This is a genomic window from Halovenus halobia (assembly GCF_051414135.1).
Lineage (GTDB): Archaea > Halobacteriota > Halobacteria > Halobacteriales > Haloarculaceae > Halovenus > Halovenus halobia.
In genome coordinates this window covers 91,007-107,910 of sequence record NZ_JBLKOA010000002.1, presented here as the reverse complement: position 1 = coordinate 107,910, position 16,904 = coordinate 91,007, and the positions used below count along the sequence as shown (strand labels likewise).

12 protein-coding genes are annotated in these 16,904 nt (G+C 61.5%); 5 read left to right on the top strand and 7 right to left on the bottom strand.

Going from position 1 to position 16,904, the window contains the following annotated elements:
- Positions 1–13 precede the first annotated feature (13 nt).
- Positions 14–1,753: a pyruvate kinase gene (gene pyk / locus ACMGFM_RS07500; protein WP_436901842.1), complete on the bottom strand. Its 1,740-nt coding sequence runs from the start codon at positions 1,751–1,753 to the stop codon at positions 14–16.
- A gap of 300 nt (positions 1,754–2,053) precedes the next feature.
- Between pyk and ACMGFM_RS07495 the strand changes: the two genes are divergently transcribed.
- From ACMGFM_RS07495 to crtID, 5 genes are all read left to right on the top strand, one after another.
- A complete protein-coding gene (locus ACMGFM_RS07495) occupies positions 2,054–4,000 on the top strand; it encodes a HAMP domain-containing protein (protein WP_436901841.1) in 1,947 nt (648 codons plus the stop codon).
- 138 nt (positions 4,001–4,138) lie between these two features.
- Complete coding sequence (locus tag ACMGFM_RS07490; RefSeq protein ID WP_436901840.1) at positions 4,139–5,941, top strand: HAMP domain-containing protein; 1,803 nt, start codon at positions 4,139–4,141, stop codon at positions 5,939–5,941.
- Between the two features lie 84 nt (positions 5,942–6,025).
- On the top strand, positions 6,026–6,427 hold the full coding sequence (locus ACMGFM_RS07485; protein ID WP_436901839.1) for a helix-turn-helix domain-containing protein: 402 nt from the start codon (positions 6,026–6,028) through the stop codon (positions 6,425–6,427).
- Positions 6,428–6,532: 105 nt separating this feature from the next.
- Positions 6,533–7,564 carry a Brp/Blh family beta-carotene 15,15'-dioxygenase gene (locus ACMGFM_RS07480; protein WP_436901838.1) on the top strand — a complete coding sequence of 344 codons (1,032 nt, stop codon included), beginning with the start codon at positions 6,533–6,535 and terminating at the stop codon, positions 7,562–7,564.
- A 54-nt stretch (positions 7,565–7,618) separates the two neighbouring features.
- Positions 7,619–9,145: a bifunctional phytoene desaturase/3,4-desaturase gene (gene crtID / locus ACMGFM_RS07475; protein WP_436901837.1), complete on the top strand. Its 1,527-nt coding sequence runs from the start codon at positions 7,619–7,621 to the stop codon at positions 9,143–9,145.
- A gap of 12 nt (positions 9,146–9,157) precedes the next feature.
- Here crtID and ACMGFM_RS07470 read toward each other — a convergent pair whose 3' ends face one another.
- From ACMGFM_RS07470 to ACMGFM_RS07445, 6 genes are read right to left on the bottom strand one after another with little or no spacing between them, the layout of a single operon-like run.
- Positions 9,158–9,595 carry an SRPBCC family protein gene (locus ACMGFM_RS07470; protein ID WP_436901836.1) on the bottom strand — a complete coding sequence of 146 codons (438 nt, stop codon included), beginning with the start codon at positions 9,593–9,595 and terminating at the stop codon, positions 9,158–9,160.
- A 38-nt stretch (positions 9,596–9,633) separates the two neighbouring features.
- Complete coding sequence (locus ACMGFM_RS07465; RefSeq protein WP_436901835.1) at positions 9,634–11,388, bottom strand: MutS-related protein; 1,755 nt, start codon at positions 11,386–11,388, stop codon at positions 9,634–9,636.
- Positions 11,389–11,433: 45 nt separating this feature from the next.
- The gene (locus ACMGFM_RS07460) at positions 11,434–11,949 is read right to left on the bottom strand and encodes a DUF7283 family protein (RefSeq protein ID WP_436901834.1); all 516 of its coding nucleotides are present in this window, start codon (positions 11,947–11,949) and stop codon (positions 11,434–11,436) included.
- Positions 11,946–15,512, bottom strand: a complete 3,567-nt coding sequence (locus ACMGFM_RS07455; protein WP_436901833.1) for a DUF7286 family protein — start codon at positions 15,510–15,512, stop codon at positions 11,946–11,948. Before ACMGFM_RS07455 ends, ACMGFM_RS07460 begins: the two co-directional genes overlap by 4 nt.
- Positions 15,509–16,432 carry a DUF7284 family protein gene (locus ACMGFM_RS07450; RefSeq protein ID WP_436901832.1) on the bottom strand — a complete coding sequence of 308 codons (924 nt, stop codon included), beginning with the start codon at positions 16,430–16,432 and terminating at the stop codon, positions 15,509–15,511. The genes ACMGFM_RS07455 and ACMGFM_RS07450 overlap by 4 nt, the downstream gene beginning before the upstream one ends.
- Positions 16,429–16,881: a DUF7285 family protein gene (locus ACMGFM_RS07445; protein ID WP_436901831.1), complete on the bottom strand. Its 453-nt coding sequence runs from the start codon at positions 16,879–16,881 to the stop codon at positions 16,429–16,431. Before ACMGFM_RS07445 ends, ACMGFM_RS07450 begins: the two co-directional genes overlap by 4 nt.
- Between the last annotated feature and the right edge of the window lie 23 nt (positions 16,882–16,904).

The following is a 16,904-nucleotide window of genomic DNA, read 5'->3' as shown; positions in this document are numbered from 1 at the left end:
ACTCTGCCCGGCCTCAGTTGGCGACGGGGTCCGAGTAGACGACGCCACGCTCGCCGTCAAGACTCACTTTCTGCCCGTCTTCGGTCTCTTCGGGCACTCGTGCGTGACTGATCATTGGAATACCGAGTTCGCGCGCTATGACTGCCGCGTAGCCCGTCATTCCGTCGTGGGCGTCGATGATACCCGCGATTTTCGAGAGGTCGCCGCTGAACTCGGCGTCGAGTGACTCGGGGACGGCGATAATCGCGCCGTCGGGCACGTCCGTCAGGTCACCGTCGGGAACGTGGGACAGCGGACCGGTCACGAACCCGTCGACGACGGGCCGCCCGGACAGCAGTCGTTCTGAGGCGACGTGGACTTTCAACATATCAGCAGTGTCGTAGCCGCCGTGGTCAGTCATCATCCCCGAGAGCACAACCACGGTATCGCCGCTTTCTGCCTCACCCGCGTCCCGTGCCGATTGGACGGCGTTGCGAATCACCGCGTCGGTGCTGTCCTCATCGTAAGTTGCGTGCCGCGGGATGATTCCCCACGTGAGCGTGAGTTGTCGGCGCACGCGGTCGTCCGGTGTCGAGGCAACGATCGGGATATTCGGGCGATATTTCGCGGCTTTGCGGGCTGTATATCCAGATTCGCTGGCCGCGACGACTGCACTTGCACCCACATCGCGGGCGAGAAATCGTGCGGAGCGGGCCAGCGCGTCTGTCCGGGTGTCCCCAGCCGGCGGGACGCGCTGTTCGAGGATTTCGTCGTACTCCTCACTGTCCTCCACGTCGTGGATGATGCGAGCCATCGTCTCGACTACTTCGACAGGGTGGTCGCCGATTGCAGTCTCACCCGAGAGCATCACCGCGTCAGTCCCGTCGAGGACGGCGTTCGCAACGTCCGACGCCTCGGCACGGGTCGGACGGTGTTCACTGATCATCGAGTCGAGCATCTCTGTGGCAGTGATGACCGGCACGCCGGCCCGACAGCACTTCCTGATAATCCGCTTCTGGATGATCGGGACGTCTTCGAGGGGGCACTCCACGCCGAGGTCACCGCGGGCGATCATGATCCCGTCCGCGGCGTCGATGATTTCGTCGATGTTCTCGACAGCGTCGGCTCGCTCGATTTTCGCGATAATCGGAATCTCGACGCCGCGGTCGTCCAGTTCCGACCCAATCTCGTAGACATCCGCGGCCGAGCGGACGAAACTTCCTGCCACGAAGTCGACACCTGCCTCCGCTGCGACGTCGAGTTCGGTCCGGTCCTGGTCGGTCACTGCCGGCAGGCCAAGGTCAACACCCGGGACGTTGACGCCAGTCCGTGAGTCGAGTTCACCGCCGGATTCGAGTCGTGCCTGCACGTGCGACCCGGCGTCGGTAACTATCGCTTCGATTCGTCCGTCGTCGAGGAGAATCCGGTCCCCCTCTGTGAGACCGTCGAGACTCGCCGACAGTCCGACCCGTTCGGTCGTGGTCGCCCCCCCTTCGACGAAGGTGACTGTCTCGCCGGCGGTCAAGGTCACTGGTTCGGCCATCTCTACTGTCCGAATCTCCGGCCCGGGCAGATCGAGCAGCGTCCCGATTGGTGTCGAGGTCTGTGCGTCGACAGACCGCACCAGTTCGATCATGTCGTGTCTGTCCGCCGGTGAGCCATGGCTTGCGTTGAACCGCGCCACCGACATCCCGGCCTCGGTGAGGGCGGCAACTGTTTCGCGGTCCGCCGACGCAGGCCCGAGCGTACAGACAATCTTTGCTCGGCGACTCATCTGGTCCCCCCCGTCTGTGCAGTCTCGTTCATACCGAAACAGTCGACAGTCGAGGTAATGAAAGTTGTCTGATTATGAACCAAAACGTGATTCTGAGCCATCAGTTTCGCTAGCGGAGACCGGGTTAGTCCAGTCGAAAACTCCCAACGTTTATGTGAACGGTCAGGCGATTAGGAGTCATGGGGATCAGGCTCGCTACCGCGGGGACTGACGCGCCTGAGTTCTCTTTTCGCTCGCACTGGGGTTGTGATAGCGATCAGAACAAGAATGCGTCGGTCTCCAATCAAGAGGTGAATATGAATGAGTGACAGTACAGACAGTGGGGAGACGGAACAGGGTGCAGACACCAGCGTGCTGCAGTCAGTAACACCCGAATTCATCCGGAGAAGCTTCGCAATCAAATTCGGGCTCGTGTTGCTGATTATGGCGCTGTCCATCGGCGCGATTGGTGTCGCCGCGACGCAGGTGATTACCGACCAGACTGAATCGAACGTCGAGTCGGAGTTCCTCGGCGACGCCCAGCAACAGGCTGACATCATCGAGCAGTGGATCGAGACGAACAGGCTGCAGACACAACTGCTCTCGGAAGACGATGTCTGGGCACAGAACCAGATTGAGACTGAACCGGCTCGCCAGCGCGACGAGCTATCGGCCGATGTCGTCCACGTCCACGTGATCGAGGATGGCAATCAAGGGCCGCAGGTGATCGGGGGGACAGACCTGCAGGACGGCAACGACCTGCAGGACACGGACCGGAGCTGGTTCATCGAGCCACAGGTGTTCAACAACCAGATTCTCAACCTCGAAGCCACCGAGGTCTACGTCTCGGACACGTACACTGTCGGCGGGGAAACGGTCGTTGGCTTCGTCAGCCCTGTCTCGACGGTGGAAGACCGATATCTGTTCATCGAGGTGTCGGTGTCTGAGGTCCAGCAGTCACTCCGTGGGGCAAATCCCGAGGAAGACGTTGGCTTCACGCAGGCCGTTAACACCGGCCCGTACCAGACTGAAGACGGCGAGGAGAACTTGGTGATGATCGACGCCCGTGGCAGTAACGGCAAACTACTCCAACCGTACGCCGGTGACGGCTCCGAGGCTGCGAGCGTGCTCGCCGACGCGAACGAACTCCGCAGCAGCGAGGACACCGCGGGTGTCGAACGACAGATGCCAGCTAACGACGCGGTTATCGACGAAGTGTACACTGTCGGCTATTCACCGGTCGAAAACAGTGACTGGGTCGTCGTCACTCACGGACCGCGCTCGGCAGTGTTCGGGTTCGTCGACACGCTCTCGACGTGGGGACTGATTGTCACGCTGTTCTCGGTGCTGCTGATTGGTGTGACCGGGTCGGCACTCGGTTACAGCACTGCGACCTCGATCGACCAGCTCACCAGCAAGACCGACGAGATTCGTGAAGGGAATCTCGATGTTGAGCTGTCGAGCACCCGAATCGACAACATCGGACGCCTCTACGACGGCTTCGACGACATGCGTGACGCGCTGAAAGGCCAGATTCAGGAAGCCGAGCAGGCCCGCAAAGAGGCCGAAGTCGCTCGGGCCGAAGCCGAGGAACTAGCAAAATATCTGCAGGATAAAGCCGAGGAGTACTCCGACGTAATGCAGCAGGTCAGTGCTGGCGACCTCACCCAGCGCATGGAGCAGGACGGTGAGGAAGATTCGATGGACCAGATTGCCGAGGAGTTCAACGATATGATCGAAGAACTGGAGAAGACTACCGGCCAGCTCAAAAGCTACGTCGACCAGGTTGAGGAGGCCGGTGCCGAGGTCGAAAGCTCCGCGGCGACGGTCCGACAGGCCAGCGAGCAGGTCGCAGACTCGATCCAGAAAATCTCCGACGACGCCTACGACCAGAAGGACCGACTGGCCGAGTTGAACACTGCGATGGACGGCCTTGCTGACGACATCGAAGCTATCGCCGACCAGCACGAGGGCGTTGATATGTCCGACTCACTCGCAGAGATTCGCGAGGTGGCCGACGAACTCGACGCGTTGACCGACCTGAGCCAGGAGACGATGGCTGAGGCGGAGGAAGTTGCCGGGGCGGCCGAGGAACAGGCCGCAGAACTGAACGCTGTCTCAGAGCGAGCGAACGACCTGCAGCGGTACGCACAGCCATTGCGGGACATCCTCGAACGCTTCGAGACCGAGGCCGAACACGAGTTCGTCTTCTCGGTTGGGCCGACTGGCGGTGCCGCCAGCCCGTCCAGTCAGGACGACGAGGAGTAAGCGCCCGCTCGGCCGACGTTATTTTTCACTGAATTGTTTGGCGTAGATTTATTATGCGGCCTGAAATATGAGGGTGTAATGTCGGATAATCAAGAGGGGGAAGACAGAGGTGTCGGGTATCGATTGCGGAGCAGGTATATGTTCAAAATCGTGGCGGCGGTGGTCGTCATCGCGCTCATTCTCGGAGGGCTCGGCTGGTGGACATTTACCGGGGTCCAGGCGAGTGTCTCTGAGGACGCCGAAAACACACTCATCAGTGCCTCCGAGCGTGAGGCCGAAGGTATCACACAGTTTGTTTCAGAACGAAACAACGACACACTCCGAATCTCGAACGACGAAGGAATTGCGGAGATGTCTGACGAAGAGGTTCGCCAAACACTCAACGACGAACTCCGGCGGTTGCCGTCTGATGTTGCTGCAATTCATTACTACAATATCGAGGAGCAGCGCGTCGAGGTCAGCACCGACGCGTTCGCGGAGGGCCAGTCAGTCGACGGAGAGCAGTATCCATGGGTGGCCGCGCTGGGTGAGGTGGCCGACCCGACTGAGGTTCGCTCCGCCGAGCCCTACGAAGGGCTCGTCGGCTCCTCTGGCAGCGAAGCCAAGTATCTCGGGTTCGGCAGCGAAATCGATAACGAGCAGACTCACGCCATCATCGTTGTTGTTGACCTGGATACACGGAGTTCCTTGCTCGAACCTCCAGTGGAGAACAGCGTTATCAACGTCGTCTCACACGAAGCTGACGGGCAGGTAGTGCTCGCCCAGGACCTCACCCAGATTCTCGAACCGCACCCGCTGCTGGACTCGCTGCCGTTTCTCGCACAGAGCAACCTCGAAACCCGGACCGACGAGGTCACCGCACAGACGGACCTGTTCGAGGATGACGAGCTCATTGTCGCGTCCGCACCGGTCGAGAACAAACGCTGGTCTGTGACGACGATGGCTGAGCAGTCGACAGTCTTCGCGACGGCCAGCGAAGTCTCACGAAGTCTGCTCATTTTGATTGCTGTTTCACTGCTGGGTCTGGTCGTTCTCGGGGCTGCAATCACCCGTGACATCAATCGTTCGCTGAACGAACTCACCGGCTACGCCGAAGAGATCGAGGACGGCAATCTCGGCGTCGACATCAACCAGTCACGCGCTGACGAGTTCGGGCAACTCTCGGTGCTGTTCTCACGGATTCGAGACAGCCTCGAAGGCCAGATCAAAGAGGCCGAAAGCGCTCGCAAGGAAGCGGAAGTTGCTCGGGCCGAAGCCGAAGAACTGGCGCGGTATCTGCAGGACAAAGCCGAGGAGTACTCCGACGTGATGCAACAGGTCGGCGAGGGTGATATGACTCGCCGGATGGAACAGGACGGCGAAGAAGACTCGATGGACCAGATTGCCGAGGAGTTCAACGATATGATCGGCGAACTCGAAAAGACCACAGGCCAACTCAAAAGCTACATCGACGAGGTTGACCAGGCCGGGGCTGAAGTCGAGCAAAGCTCTCGGACGGTTCGGGAAGCCAGCGAGCAGGTGGCCGAATCCATCCAGAAAATCTCCGACGACGCCTACAACCAGAAAGACCGCCTCGACGAACTCCGCCGGTCGATGGAAGAGACCGTCGAACGGATTGAAGCGATTGCCACGGAGTACGACAACGTCTCTGTCGACGAGGCGCTCGCACAGATTCGCGATGTGGCTGACGAACTCGACCATATCGCCGAACTGAGCCAGGAGACAATGGCTGAATCACAGGAAGTCGCAGGCGCGGCCGAGGAACAGGCTGCCGAACTGAACACCGTCTCAGACCGGGCCAACGAACTCCAGCGCTACGCCGAACCACTCCGTGACATCCTCGACCGCTTCGAGACAGAGAAGGAACACGAGTTCGTCTTCTCAGTCGGCCCGACCGGAACCACTGCCAGTCCGGACACAGAGCAAAGCGACGACGCCTGACTCTGCGCCGCTGACCTGTTGTACTTAAACCTCCCTCGATATGGGTGGTGAGAACTGGTTTAGGTCTGTCCAAAAGGAATTGGTATGAACCACCCTTCGATGACTGGGGCTCGAACCGGCCCGAGCGGCGAACAGACGACGTTGACTGAGGAAGCTGATGTTGAATCACTTCTCAGCACGCTCGAAGACCCGGACTGCCGGTCGATTATCGAGGCGACGACCGGCGAGGCACTGTCGGCGAGTGAACTCTCTGAGCGCTGTGACCTCCCGCTTTCGACGACCTACCGCAAGGTCGACCAACTCACCGATGTCGGTGTGCTCGACGAGCGAGTCCGACTCTCCCGCTCCGGCCAGCACACCAGCGAATACGTGCTCCAGGTCAATTCTATCGAACTCTCAGTTGACTCCGAAGCGGGCGTCGTTCTCGAAATCACAGAGGAAGGGCCGCTCCAGTCCGACAGCAGTCTCGTTGCCGGCGCGGACTGAGAACTCACCCTGTTCGCATTGCCCTGATTTTGATGTTCGGTCGCTTTTGAATACCCACGATACTGTGGCCGCTGGCTTAGGATTGTTCCACCCATACCAACTGTCATGGGCACGACGACCTCTCTCCCCGGCAAGCGGGTGCACTGGCAGATTGAACAGCTCCCCATCACGGCGTCACGGCTGTTACTGCTCGCTCTCACGGTCGGATTCGCTGCGGCCACGGCCGTCGGCGTCGAGATGCCGGTCAGGACACAGCTGCTCGTCTACCTCGCAGGGATGGTCGGGCTAAACCTCCCACACGGTGGCTACGAGCACTTCACGAATCTCCGCCACCGCGGCCTCCCCTTTGGCGCACGGTACGTTGCTATCTACATATTTGCCGTCGCTGGCTTCATTGGGCTGTTTCTCGTCCGGCCAGCCATCGCGCTTGCAATCGCGTTTGCAACGGCAGTCGCGAAGGGTGGCCACGGTGACCTCCACGTGATGGACGCCGTCGTCGGCAGCGACCACCTCCAGTACCGGGGCCAGCGTGCGCTGGCAGCGCTGGTTCGCGGCGGTGCGGTGATGATTGTCCCGCTACTGTTCTGGCGACCTATCTACATCGGCTACTCGCAGTTGATGGTTAGTCTGTTCGACCCTGCTGCAATGGGGACTGTCGCGACCCGTATCGAGGCTGGCGCGCCTATCCTGCTTACGGGCTACGCCATCGCACTCGGAGCCCACATCGTCGGTGGGTATTTGACTGGTGGCCTGTCGGCCGACTGGCTACGCGACGTTGGCGAGACACTACTGTTGGTGGCGTACTTCGCCGTCGTTCCCGTCATCATCTCGATTGGGCTGTACTTCCCGCTGTGGTACTCGCTACGACAGTCCGGGCGGTCGGCCGTTGCTCACCGTGCTGAGCCGAACTCTGGGCTGTCGATTGGGGCCATCTGGGGCGTCTTCATGGCTGGGGCGTTCACGACTGGACTCGTCGCCGCTGGACTCTGGCTCGTCGCACCGAACCCACTCGGCGTCGGAACCCTCCTCGGTGGGCTGGTCGGCTTCTACACCATCTTCATCTGTGTGGTGGCGATGCCACACGTCGTCGTCGGCCAGTGGCTCGACAGCGACCGGGGAATCTGGTACGTCCCCTAAGTACCCGCAGTATCTGGGTCCGTAGCTCTCTGCTTTGTAGTCCAATATGAATACATGAGTGACCCAGCACTCGCGGACGAATCGGTTGGCATCGTCGGCGCGGGCATCGGCGGTCTCGCAGCAGCCGCCTACCTCGCGGACGCGGGCGCAGACGTCCACATATACGAGCGGCAGCCTCAGGTTGGCGGCGTCGCGGGCCTCATCGAGGAAGATGGCTTCCGGTTCGATACCGGCCCGTCGTGGTATCTGATGCCCGAACTGTTCGAGCGGTTCTTCGAGGACTTCGGCCACCAGCCCGAGGACTTCTACGACCTCGTTCGACTCGACCCACACTACCGCGTCTTCTGGACCGACGGCGACAGCGTCGATATTCCAGCGGACACCGACCGCGCGGCAGCAGTGTTCGACTCCTACGAAGACGGCGGTGCCGAGACGTTTCGGTCCTATCTCGAGCAGTCCGCCGAAACATACGACATCGGGATGAACCGCTTCGTCGTGCCGAACCGCAGTCGGTTCCGTGACTACGTCTCGCTCGACGTTGCCCGTTCAGCCCGGGGACTCTCCCTGCTCGGGACGATGGACGACCACGTCAGCGAGTACTTCGACCACCCGAAACTCAGACAGATCGTCCAGTACACGCTGGTGTTTCTCGGCGGTGCACCACACAACACGCCCGCGCTGTACAACCTGATGAGCCATGTCGACTTCGAGTTGGGCGTCTACTACCCACAGGGCGGGATGTACGAAGTCGTCGAGGCGATGGCCTCGGTCTGTCGCGAGCAGGGCGTCGATATTTCGACATCGACTCCGGTCAACGGCCTCCAGCCACAGGCTGACGGCGTGACAGTCAACTACGAGGGTGGGAGGGCTACCCACGACCGCGTGGTCTGCAACGCACCGGTTGCTCACGCCGAGCGAGAGTTACTGCCAACGGGCGCGGTCGACCGCGACCCAGACTACTGGGATGACCGAACCTACGCCCCGTCGGCGTACATGTGTTATCTCGGCATCGACGGCGAACTCCCGGAATTCGAGCACCACACACTCGTCTTGCCGACTTACTGGGAGAATCATTTCGAGTCTATCTTCGAGTCGCCACACTGGCCCGACAACCCTGCCTACTATGTCAACGTCCCGTCGCGCACTGATCCCACGGCAGCCCCCGAGGGCAAGGAAACACTCGTCGTGTTAGTGCCGATCGCGCCGGGCCTGAACGACGACGAAGCCGCTCGCGAGCGAATGCGAGCAGACATTCTGGACTCACTCGCCGCCCACGTTGGGGTTGACCTCCGGAACCGAATCGAGTTCGAGCGCGAGATGTGTGTCTCGGACTATCGCAGCCAGTTCAACAAACCAGAAGGTACGGCTCTCGGGATGGCTCACACGTTATTCCAGACTGGGCCGATGCGGCCCACCCACCGCGCGCCTGGCGTCGACCGCCTGTACTACGTCGGCGGCGACACGAACCCCGGCATCGGCGTTCCGATGTGTCTGCTCAGCGGTGAACACGCTGCCGAGACGGTCATCGAAGACGCAAAAGAGTCGAGCGTTCTCGGTCGCATGCGTTCGCTCGCCCGCTGACCCAGGACTCGACTATCCTGATTCTTCGAGTTCCGCCCGGAGATTTTCCAGTGTCGTCTGTAGCTCTCGGCGGTTGTACCGCTCGACAAGCGCGGAGGCTGCCGCGGCGAGCACCCGGCTGGGAATGTCGTACTCTGCGCTGTAGGTTACGCTTGTCCCACCGTCTTCGGCTGCAAACTGGAGGTCGATTTCGCCGGTGAGTCGCCCTCGCATCTCGAAGGTCATCCGCTCGCCCTCCTCGTGAACCTGCTCGACAAGTTCGCCGTCGATGCCGACGCCAACCATCGTATAGGTGTACTCGAGTCGCTTGCCGCCGTTATCGAGGGGCTGGATGTTCCGAATGTTGTCGATACTCGGCGTAATCGTCGCGTGATTGTGCGGGTCATCGAGATACCCGAAGACATCCGCGACCGGTCGGTCGATATGGATGGACTCGCTCACTGCTGCCATACGTATTGGTAGGGAGCCAACAGGAAAAAAACAGGCACTTACTCGGTCCACTTCGCGTCGACGAGCGTCCGCTGGACGGCCTGCTCGCCGACCGATTCCGCCAGCGTCTCGTATCCTGCTCGCTCACCGCGGTCGCTCGCGTCTGCGACGAGTCGAGAGACGATGAATTCTGGTGTGGAGCGGCCGACAGTCTCGAACCGCGGCTGGTAATCGACCTCCAGTTCGAGGTCAGTGGTCAGTCCTTCGGCGAAGATACCGTCGGTTCGGGCAGCGTCTGGCAGCGGTTCGAGGTCGTCGGCGAGGTGGGTGACGAACACGCCCAGCGCTCCTTTCTCGACGGTCAGCGTCACGAGGCCGTGCAGCAGGTCGGCGGCGCTGCCGGGTTCGGTGATGGCCTCGAACTCGTCGACCAGCATCAGTGTCCGCCCAGACTCGGTCAGCGGCGGCACGACCGACCGCAGCGTCGACTCCAACACGCCGGCGTTGAAACTCGCGTGTCGGCGGTGGAAGACAATTCGCTCGACGACGTGGAGTTCGGCGCTGTCTGCGGGCACCGGTAGCCCCATCTGGGCGAGCAGTTGCACCTGACAGAGCGTTTCCAGTAGTGTGGTTTTCCCGCCGCTGTTGGCCCCTGTGAGTACAGTCACCCGGTCACCGTTCGGTGGGACGGCTGCGCCGGCAACCGACAGCGAGTGCTCACCGACGGCGTAGGTGATTGGCTGGACGCTCTCTCCGGCCTCTCGGAGAAAGACGTTTCGTGCGTTGACCACGCCCGCGACGGCCTGGTCACAGAACGTCGGAGCGGTCAACTCGAAGGCGGCGGCGAATCTCGCAAGTGAGACCGACAGCGCAATGTCTTCGACGGCTGCCACTGCTCGGTCGATATCGTCCCGCGCAGCGTCCAGTTTCTCCTCGAGTTCCTCACGGAGTTCCGTCTCACGTTCGGCTGCATCCGACCGCAGTCCGTCGGCGAGTGTGCGCAGCGTCTCCCCGAGGAATGCCCGCGCGTCTGCGGCCTCCTGTGGCATCGCGTCACGAACTCGCGTCACGTCGAGCGTGCTTTCGCCTGCAATCTCACGGGCCAGCGTGTCCTGGAGTTGGCCGGTTCCCCGCGCGCTGGACTGGATCTCCTCGAGCAAGGTTTCGGGCGTTGCTCGCAGGTCCTCGACCGTGCCGAGTTGCGTGCGGAGTTCATCGAGGCGGTCGTCTGCACCGTCGGCGACGCCTTTGTCCTCGCGGAGGCCGGAGAGCGCCTCGAGTGCGTCCGAAAGCGCCGACGCAGACAAATCAGCCAAGGGCTCGAAGACGCCCTCGGTGAGTTCCGACGCTCGCAGCCGCTGGGCAGCTTCGACGGCGCCGCGGTCAGAACTGCCAGCCTCGTCGTACCGCTGGAACGCTTCGAGTACGGTCGTCTGGTCAGCCTCGGACAGCGAGTCCCAGCTTTCGCGGGCCTGCTGCACGTCGGCCAGTCGGTCGGCCATCGCCGACTGCTCGGACAGGGGCGTGAGAATACGGATGCGGTCGGTCGCACCCTCAGTGACAGCGTACTCGCTGATGATATCGAGTAGCTGTTTGTAGACTTGTCGGGCGTCGCGGGTTGCCAGCACGTCCAGCGCCGCGCCGCCGTGGGCGTGTCGCAGGATTCGCGTCGCTCGCCCGCGGGGCAGTCCGGCGTCGGTTAGCGTCCTGACGTCGCCGGACTCGATGGCCTCGATTGCGCGCTCGGCACCCAGATTCTCGACAAGCAGGTCACGGGTCTTCGGCCCGATGCCCCAGTACTCCTCCAATCGCATCGACTGACAAGGGCCGCGCCAGCGTCTTATGGGTTTTCGTGTGACTCAGACGCCGACGAGCACGACCATCGTGCCGTCGACTCGAACCGACCGCACGCGCATCCTGCCGTCGACTGGCCGCCAAGTGGCTCCAGTCATGTCGATTCGCTCTCTGACACCCGCCAGCCGTTCCCGGAGTTCGAGTTCACTCTCGATTGCTGTCTGCTCAACCGTTTCCTGCGGACTGGCACCCGCCAGCAGGGCAGTTCCGGCAGCGTGTGTCGTTCCGCGTGCGGCCGCAACCGGCGTCATCGCACCGAACGAGACGCTTGCGTACTGTGTCCCGCCGTCGTTGCGGAGCCCGATTTGTCGGGTTCCAATCCGGGCTGCTGCCGCGTCGGGGTCGTACGTCGCGGTTGTGCCGTACTCGCTTGCGGCGACGCGGTCGACCGTGTTGGCGGCCGTCGTTGTGTCGGGTGGTGGCTGGCTTGGCAACCCGGCAACGACCCCCGCGACAGCAATGCTCACCAGCGCAACCCCAACCCAGACGTACCACGCGTCAGCGGGGGCTTCGAGATTCACGGCTTCCCTCCCTGTGAGACGCTGACCGCGGGTGCTCCGGTCGTGCGACCACACTCGCCACTCTTCGCCGATACGTCACCGGTCTCGGGATAGGTCGGTGAACACTCCGGCCCCTTGCCGTCGCGGTCGCCGACGCCGATTCCCCCCGGCGGCACGGCGACGATCAGCACCGACTTCTCCTCGAAATCGACTTCGTCCACCGAGCCAACGTCGCGAGACTCCCCGGCAATCTGGAGTTCGACATCTCGGTCCTCGCGGACGTATGTCGTCGCCGTCGCTGTCTCGGGTGTTCCCATATTTGCCGACACCTCGAAGCGGGCGTACTCGCCGTGGACGTCGATTGTCCAGACGTTGACCGTCGCGTACCACTGACCCGGGACAGGTAATACTGGCATCCCCGCCGGGACGCGGACGGGTGTCCTGGTTCCGTTCACCCAGTTGTCGTAGTTGTTGAGGTTAAACGACCCATTGCCGATGGCAGCGTCGAACCGCTTTTTCAGTATCTCTCTGGAGACGCTTTCGAGTGTGGTGCGGATCTTCTTGTCGAGTTGCTCGATTGTGCCGGTATCCGACATCGTCACTCCCTGCTCGCCCGCGACATCACGAACAACGCGACGAGTCCCAGCCCTGACGACCGTCCGCCACTCGGTTGTTCCCATCCCCTCGGCGTAGCTGGGGCGCTTGTCGAGATGAGCGAGTTCTCTGACGATTGGGTCGCTAATGTTTCCGTTGGCAATTGCCTCGGCTGTTTTGGCTGTGCTACCGTACTCTTCGATGGCCTCTGTTAGCTTGGTGGTCACCGCATCGTAGGCCGCTTTCCCCCTCGAATCGTCTTTCATTCTGCAGCCCACTTCCGTACAATCTTTGGGAATATCGAGGCACTCGGAGCTGTCACAACCGTCCAGTTCGGATATGATTTTGCTTGCAGCGGTAACTGTGACATCGTCGGGATACAGTCGATAGGCAATCTGTGCGCTCACCCTCGTGGTGTATTTCTCGATGGAATCGTCAACTGCGTCTCTCACCTTTCTGTTGAGTTCGCGCAATGCTTCGGGGTCACCGTGGTCCGGGTCGGCTTCAGCGGCTTCGACCGATTCCGACCCAGCGACCAGTGCCTCGCTCGCCGACTGGAAGGTGAGTTCTGCGTCTGGGTCGCTCAGGCCGAAGTGGTTGCCAATTTTGTTCAACAGGCCGTTGACAATCGACTTGTAGGGTAATTTGAAGAAATTCCTGTTTTTGACCGCCATCGGTGCGAACGTTTCGCCGTCTTCGACAGCCGGCACCGTCTCACTCGTGACGCCTTCGGTGACGAGATAGGTTGGCGACCCCGACACCTCGTACCTGACGTCATCGGTCAGCGACGACGAATCCAGTGGGACTGGCTCGGGGGGCGTCGCCGTGAGTCCCTGCTGCAGGAACTTCATCGCGTTTTCGATGCCTGTATCCGGAAGCTCGCTATCGATTTTCGACATCGCGTCCCCGTGTGCAGACTCGATTCGTTCGAGATATCCTTCCAGGGCGTCAAAATAGGCGTATCTCGCTTCGTAGATGACTTTCTGTCCGACGCTCACAAAGGGCTGTTCACGGTCGAGATAGCGCGCTTTGTGTTCGCGGACCTTCTCGCGCAACTCTCCGTACGGTCCTGTGTCGCTGCCCTCGTGGATAATTTCGCTTCGCTTGAACGTGTGCGTGACTGTTGCTACCTCCCTCTGGATTTGCCTGAGGTCGTAGATTATTGCGGCTCTGAGTGCGTTTCGAGACTGGAGCGGAACGCTGACGGTCGCGGTGTTCGAGAACTGCAGGTCGTCTTCTGTGGCGGCACCATCCCACTGTTCTTCGAGTGTCTCTTCAACTCGGCCGGCCATCGTCCCGCTTCGCTCCTTTTCGCCATCGAGAGAGTCCTCATCTGATTGGTCCGAAACGCCTTTGAACAGTGCGAATAGTGCGTTGTCGCCGGGGTCGCCGTAGTTTGGGAATTTCCCGCCGTCGGTGCCGAGCGGAATCGTCCGGTCCGTCGCGGCTTTCCCAACACCTGGCCCGGAGCTGTAGACGAACTCCTCGTCAATTGGAAGGCCGTCCGGGCCGGCGTGATTGTAGTCGTCGATGCTTGCGTTCGGGTTCCGTCGCCGCTCTTGGACAGTCAGCGTGAACTCGACACGTCTGGTTCCCTCCGCTGTCGTCTCGGTGCTCTCTCGTTCGCCTTCGATGATCTGATAGTGCTCTTTCGTCTGCACAAGTCTGATACTGACTGTTCCCTCAATTGCCCGGTACTGTTCGCCGGCGTCTGGTTCGGTGACCTGCTCAACTGAGACGTCAGTCTCCTCAACCGCTGTCTCGATAACTCGTGACCTGTATGCCTCACTTGGACGACCGTGGTTGAAGACCGGCTCTCCGACCACGTCTGTCTCGACAGCGGTACCGACCCGAACCTCGTAAATCCGGGTAATCACCGCCGACAGCGAGTTCGACCCCGCCCCGGTGGCGAGGTCGCGGATAGGGAGCAGACTGGTTTTGTTGACACCGATGGTGTGTTTGGCATCCATTCCGGGTGCTTCGCCGAGCAGGTCCTGCACACCGGGGGCCTCGGGAACGTCGCCGGTCGCTTGCTTGCCAAAGAGCCAACGACTCGCGTCACAGACCTCTTTTGCGACACCGGTTGTGGCGGTTGACCTGCCGTAGTTGTTGTACAGCCCCTCCGCGTCGTGCATCGCCATACAGAGCCAGCCTCGGCGGACGGCGTTGGAGAGTTGCGGGTCGGCCGCGCCGAAGACATCTTTCTGTGTTCGGTAGACAGCGTCGTTTGCCGACGGGACGACGTGGCGGTTCGCGACCACTTCCGTCACCGGAAGGCCGCCATACTGTGCGTAGCCACGTGCCCATCCCAGCGCGTAGATTCTGGCGTTGAATCGCTGGGCAAAGCCCGGCTTGTTGATCGGAGCGTCGAGTCGCTGCTCGAATCGCTCAGTACGGTCGTGCAACTGAAACAACGGTGACGCGACGGCCACAGTCACTGTCTTTGTCTCTGCAGCCCGCCGTGTCCCGTCAGCCCGTGCAACGGTCTGGATACCAGAAATTTCGGCCTCGATAATTCCAGTTTCGATACCCTCAATCTCTGAACCGGGTCGAACCGTCACGCGGTCCAGCGCTGCCGCGAAGTCTGCACGGTCCTCGACTGCTGGCAGCGACACCTCGGTCTCGACGCTGCCCACCGTCTGCCCGGCCCCGGATAGCTGGTCCTGCGCTTCGAGATAGAACAGGGCCTTCAGATACTGCTCGAAAGTCGTGCCGTCGTCGAGCACCTCACCGTACGGCGTGTCTGCCGCTTCAGTCACCGGTGCTGTCCCAGCCTGGCGACTCGCGGCCCGGAGTGCGTCGGTGAGCGCCGTTTCTGTCGCGGCCGCTGTTTGCTCCATCGCCCGGTCAGTCTCCTGCCGAGGGTCGGGCTGGTCCGCCGTCTCGACCTGCACGACGAAGGTGACGCTGAGCAACACCAGTGCCAGCCCAAGCAGTGCAAATGGAATTCTGGCACGCCGGTCGCGCAGTAGCGAGGACCTCCCGGTCATGGGTCCCACGTTCTGACGATGATTGTGATATCGCCGGTCGAGACTGAGCGAGCGGCAGCCTCTGGATTGTCGAACGAGCGCCGCAACTCATCGACCAGTTGTTCGGCGAGGCTCGCAGCCAGATACTCGTTTGCGTCGTCGGTCTCGACATCGTCCTGCTCGATGTCATCTCGAATTGTCTCGCGGTCAGCGTCGTCGAGCACCGCCGCGAAGCGCTCGTACCGGTAGCGAGTGAGTGCCATCGTGGAATCGTCGCGTTCGAGTGCGTGTTTCGACTCGATAACCGGGAGAAAGCCATCGACAGTCGCCTCTGCCACGAGTTCGGCAACAGCCGCGTAGCCGCCGCCGTCGGCGACAGCCTCGACAGCAGCGCGACGAGTCGGCTGAATGCCGCTCGGTACCGTGAGCGTCGTTGTCCTGAGCTCTACGTCCGGCGGTGGCTCCGCTCCGACAGTTGCCGACCCAGTAACCGACGCGTCGGGATAGGGTGACCAGCGTGCGGTGACACTGGTCTCGAACTGCGTGTTTGCCAGCACCGTCTGCACGCGGCTGTCGATTGCCGACTCGTACTGCTGCCCGGTCGAGGTGATTTCCTCCTCAGTAACTGCTAGACTCCCGAGCGCTGCTGTCTTGACGTGCGTGGCCATCGACGCGTGAGCGATTCGTTCCGAGCGGTACTCCTCGGCCTCCTCGTCGATTTCGTCGCTGCTCTCCGTGGCGTCTTCGAGCACAGGTTCGACAGAGTAGGAGACATCGAACGTTGACGTTCCGAGCACTGCTGCGGTCCGGTCTGGCTCGAAGGGGTCGGGCTGGTCGGGTTCGGAGAGATTCACTGTCGAGAGCAGCACTACGGCGACGCTGAGCGCAAAGAGTGCGAACGCAACGTCGACGACCGTGTTGACCGCTCGCTCCTGCATCATTGCCACACCTCGACGACGAACTGACCGGGCCGCTTGTCACCGGGGCCGACTCGGACGGTTGCAGGCCGCTCGATTCGCTCACTGTCGCCCGGAACGGTCAGTGACGCCGGGACTCCCGACCGGTCGAACGTCTGGTGGAGCACCGACTTGCGCTTCCCGTTGCCGTCGACATACGTGACCGTGACAGCAACATTGTACCCCTTCGGGAGTGTCTCTGGGCTGACTGCTGCTCGCACTGAGGTGTCGGCCTCCACAAGTCCGCCGGTACTGAGTTGGTCCCAGAGCCTGTCTGTGGTGGCCTCATCGACAGCCCGGTCGCTCCCGGTCGTCCCGACAGTATCGGTGTACAACACGACGTAAGAACTCACAGCGAGACAGACGAGCGAGACGGCAACCAGCGCTGCCAGTGGCTCGCTCTGTCCACGCGAGGGTCCTCTGCTCGTAGCCATAGACTGGGCGGTCTGGTCCGCTC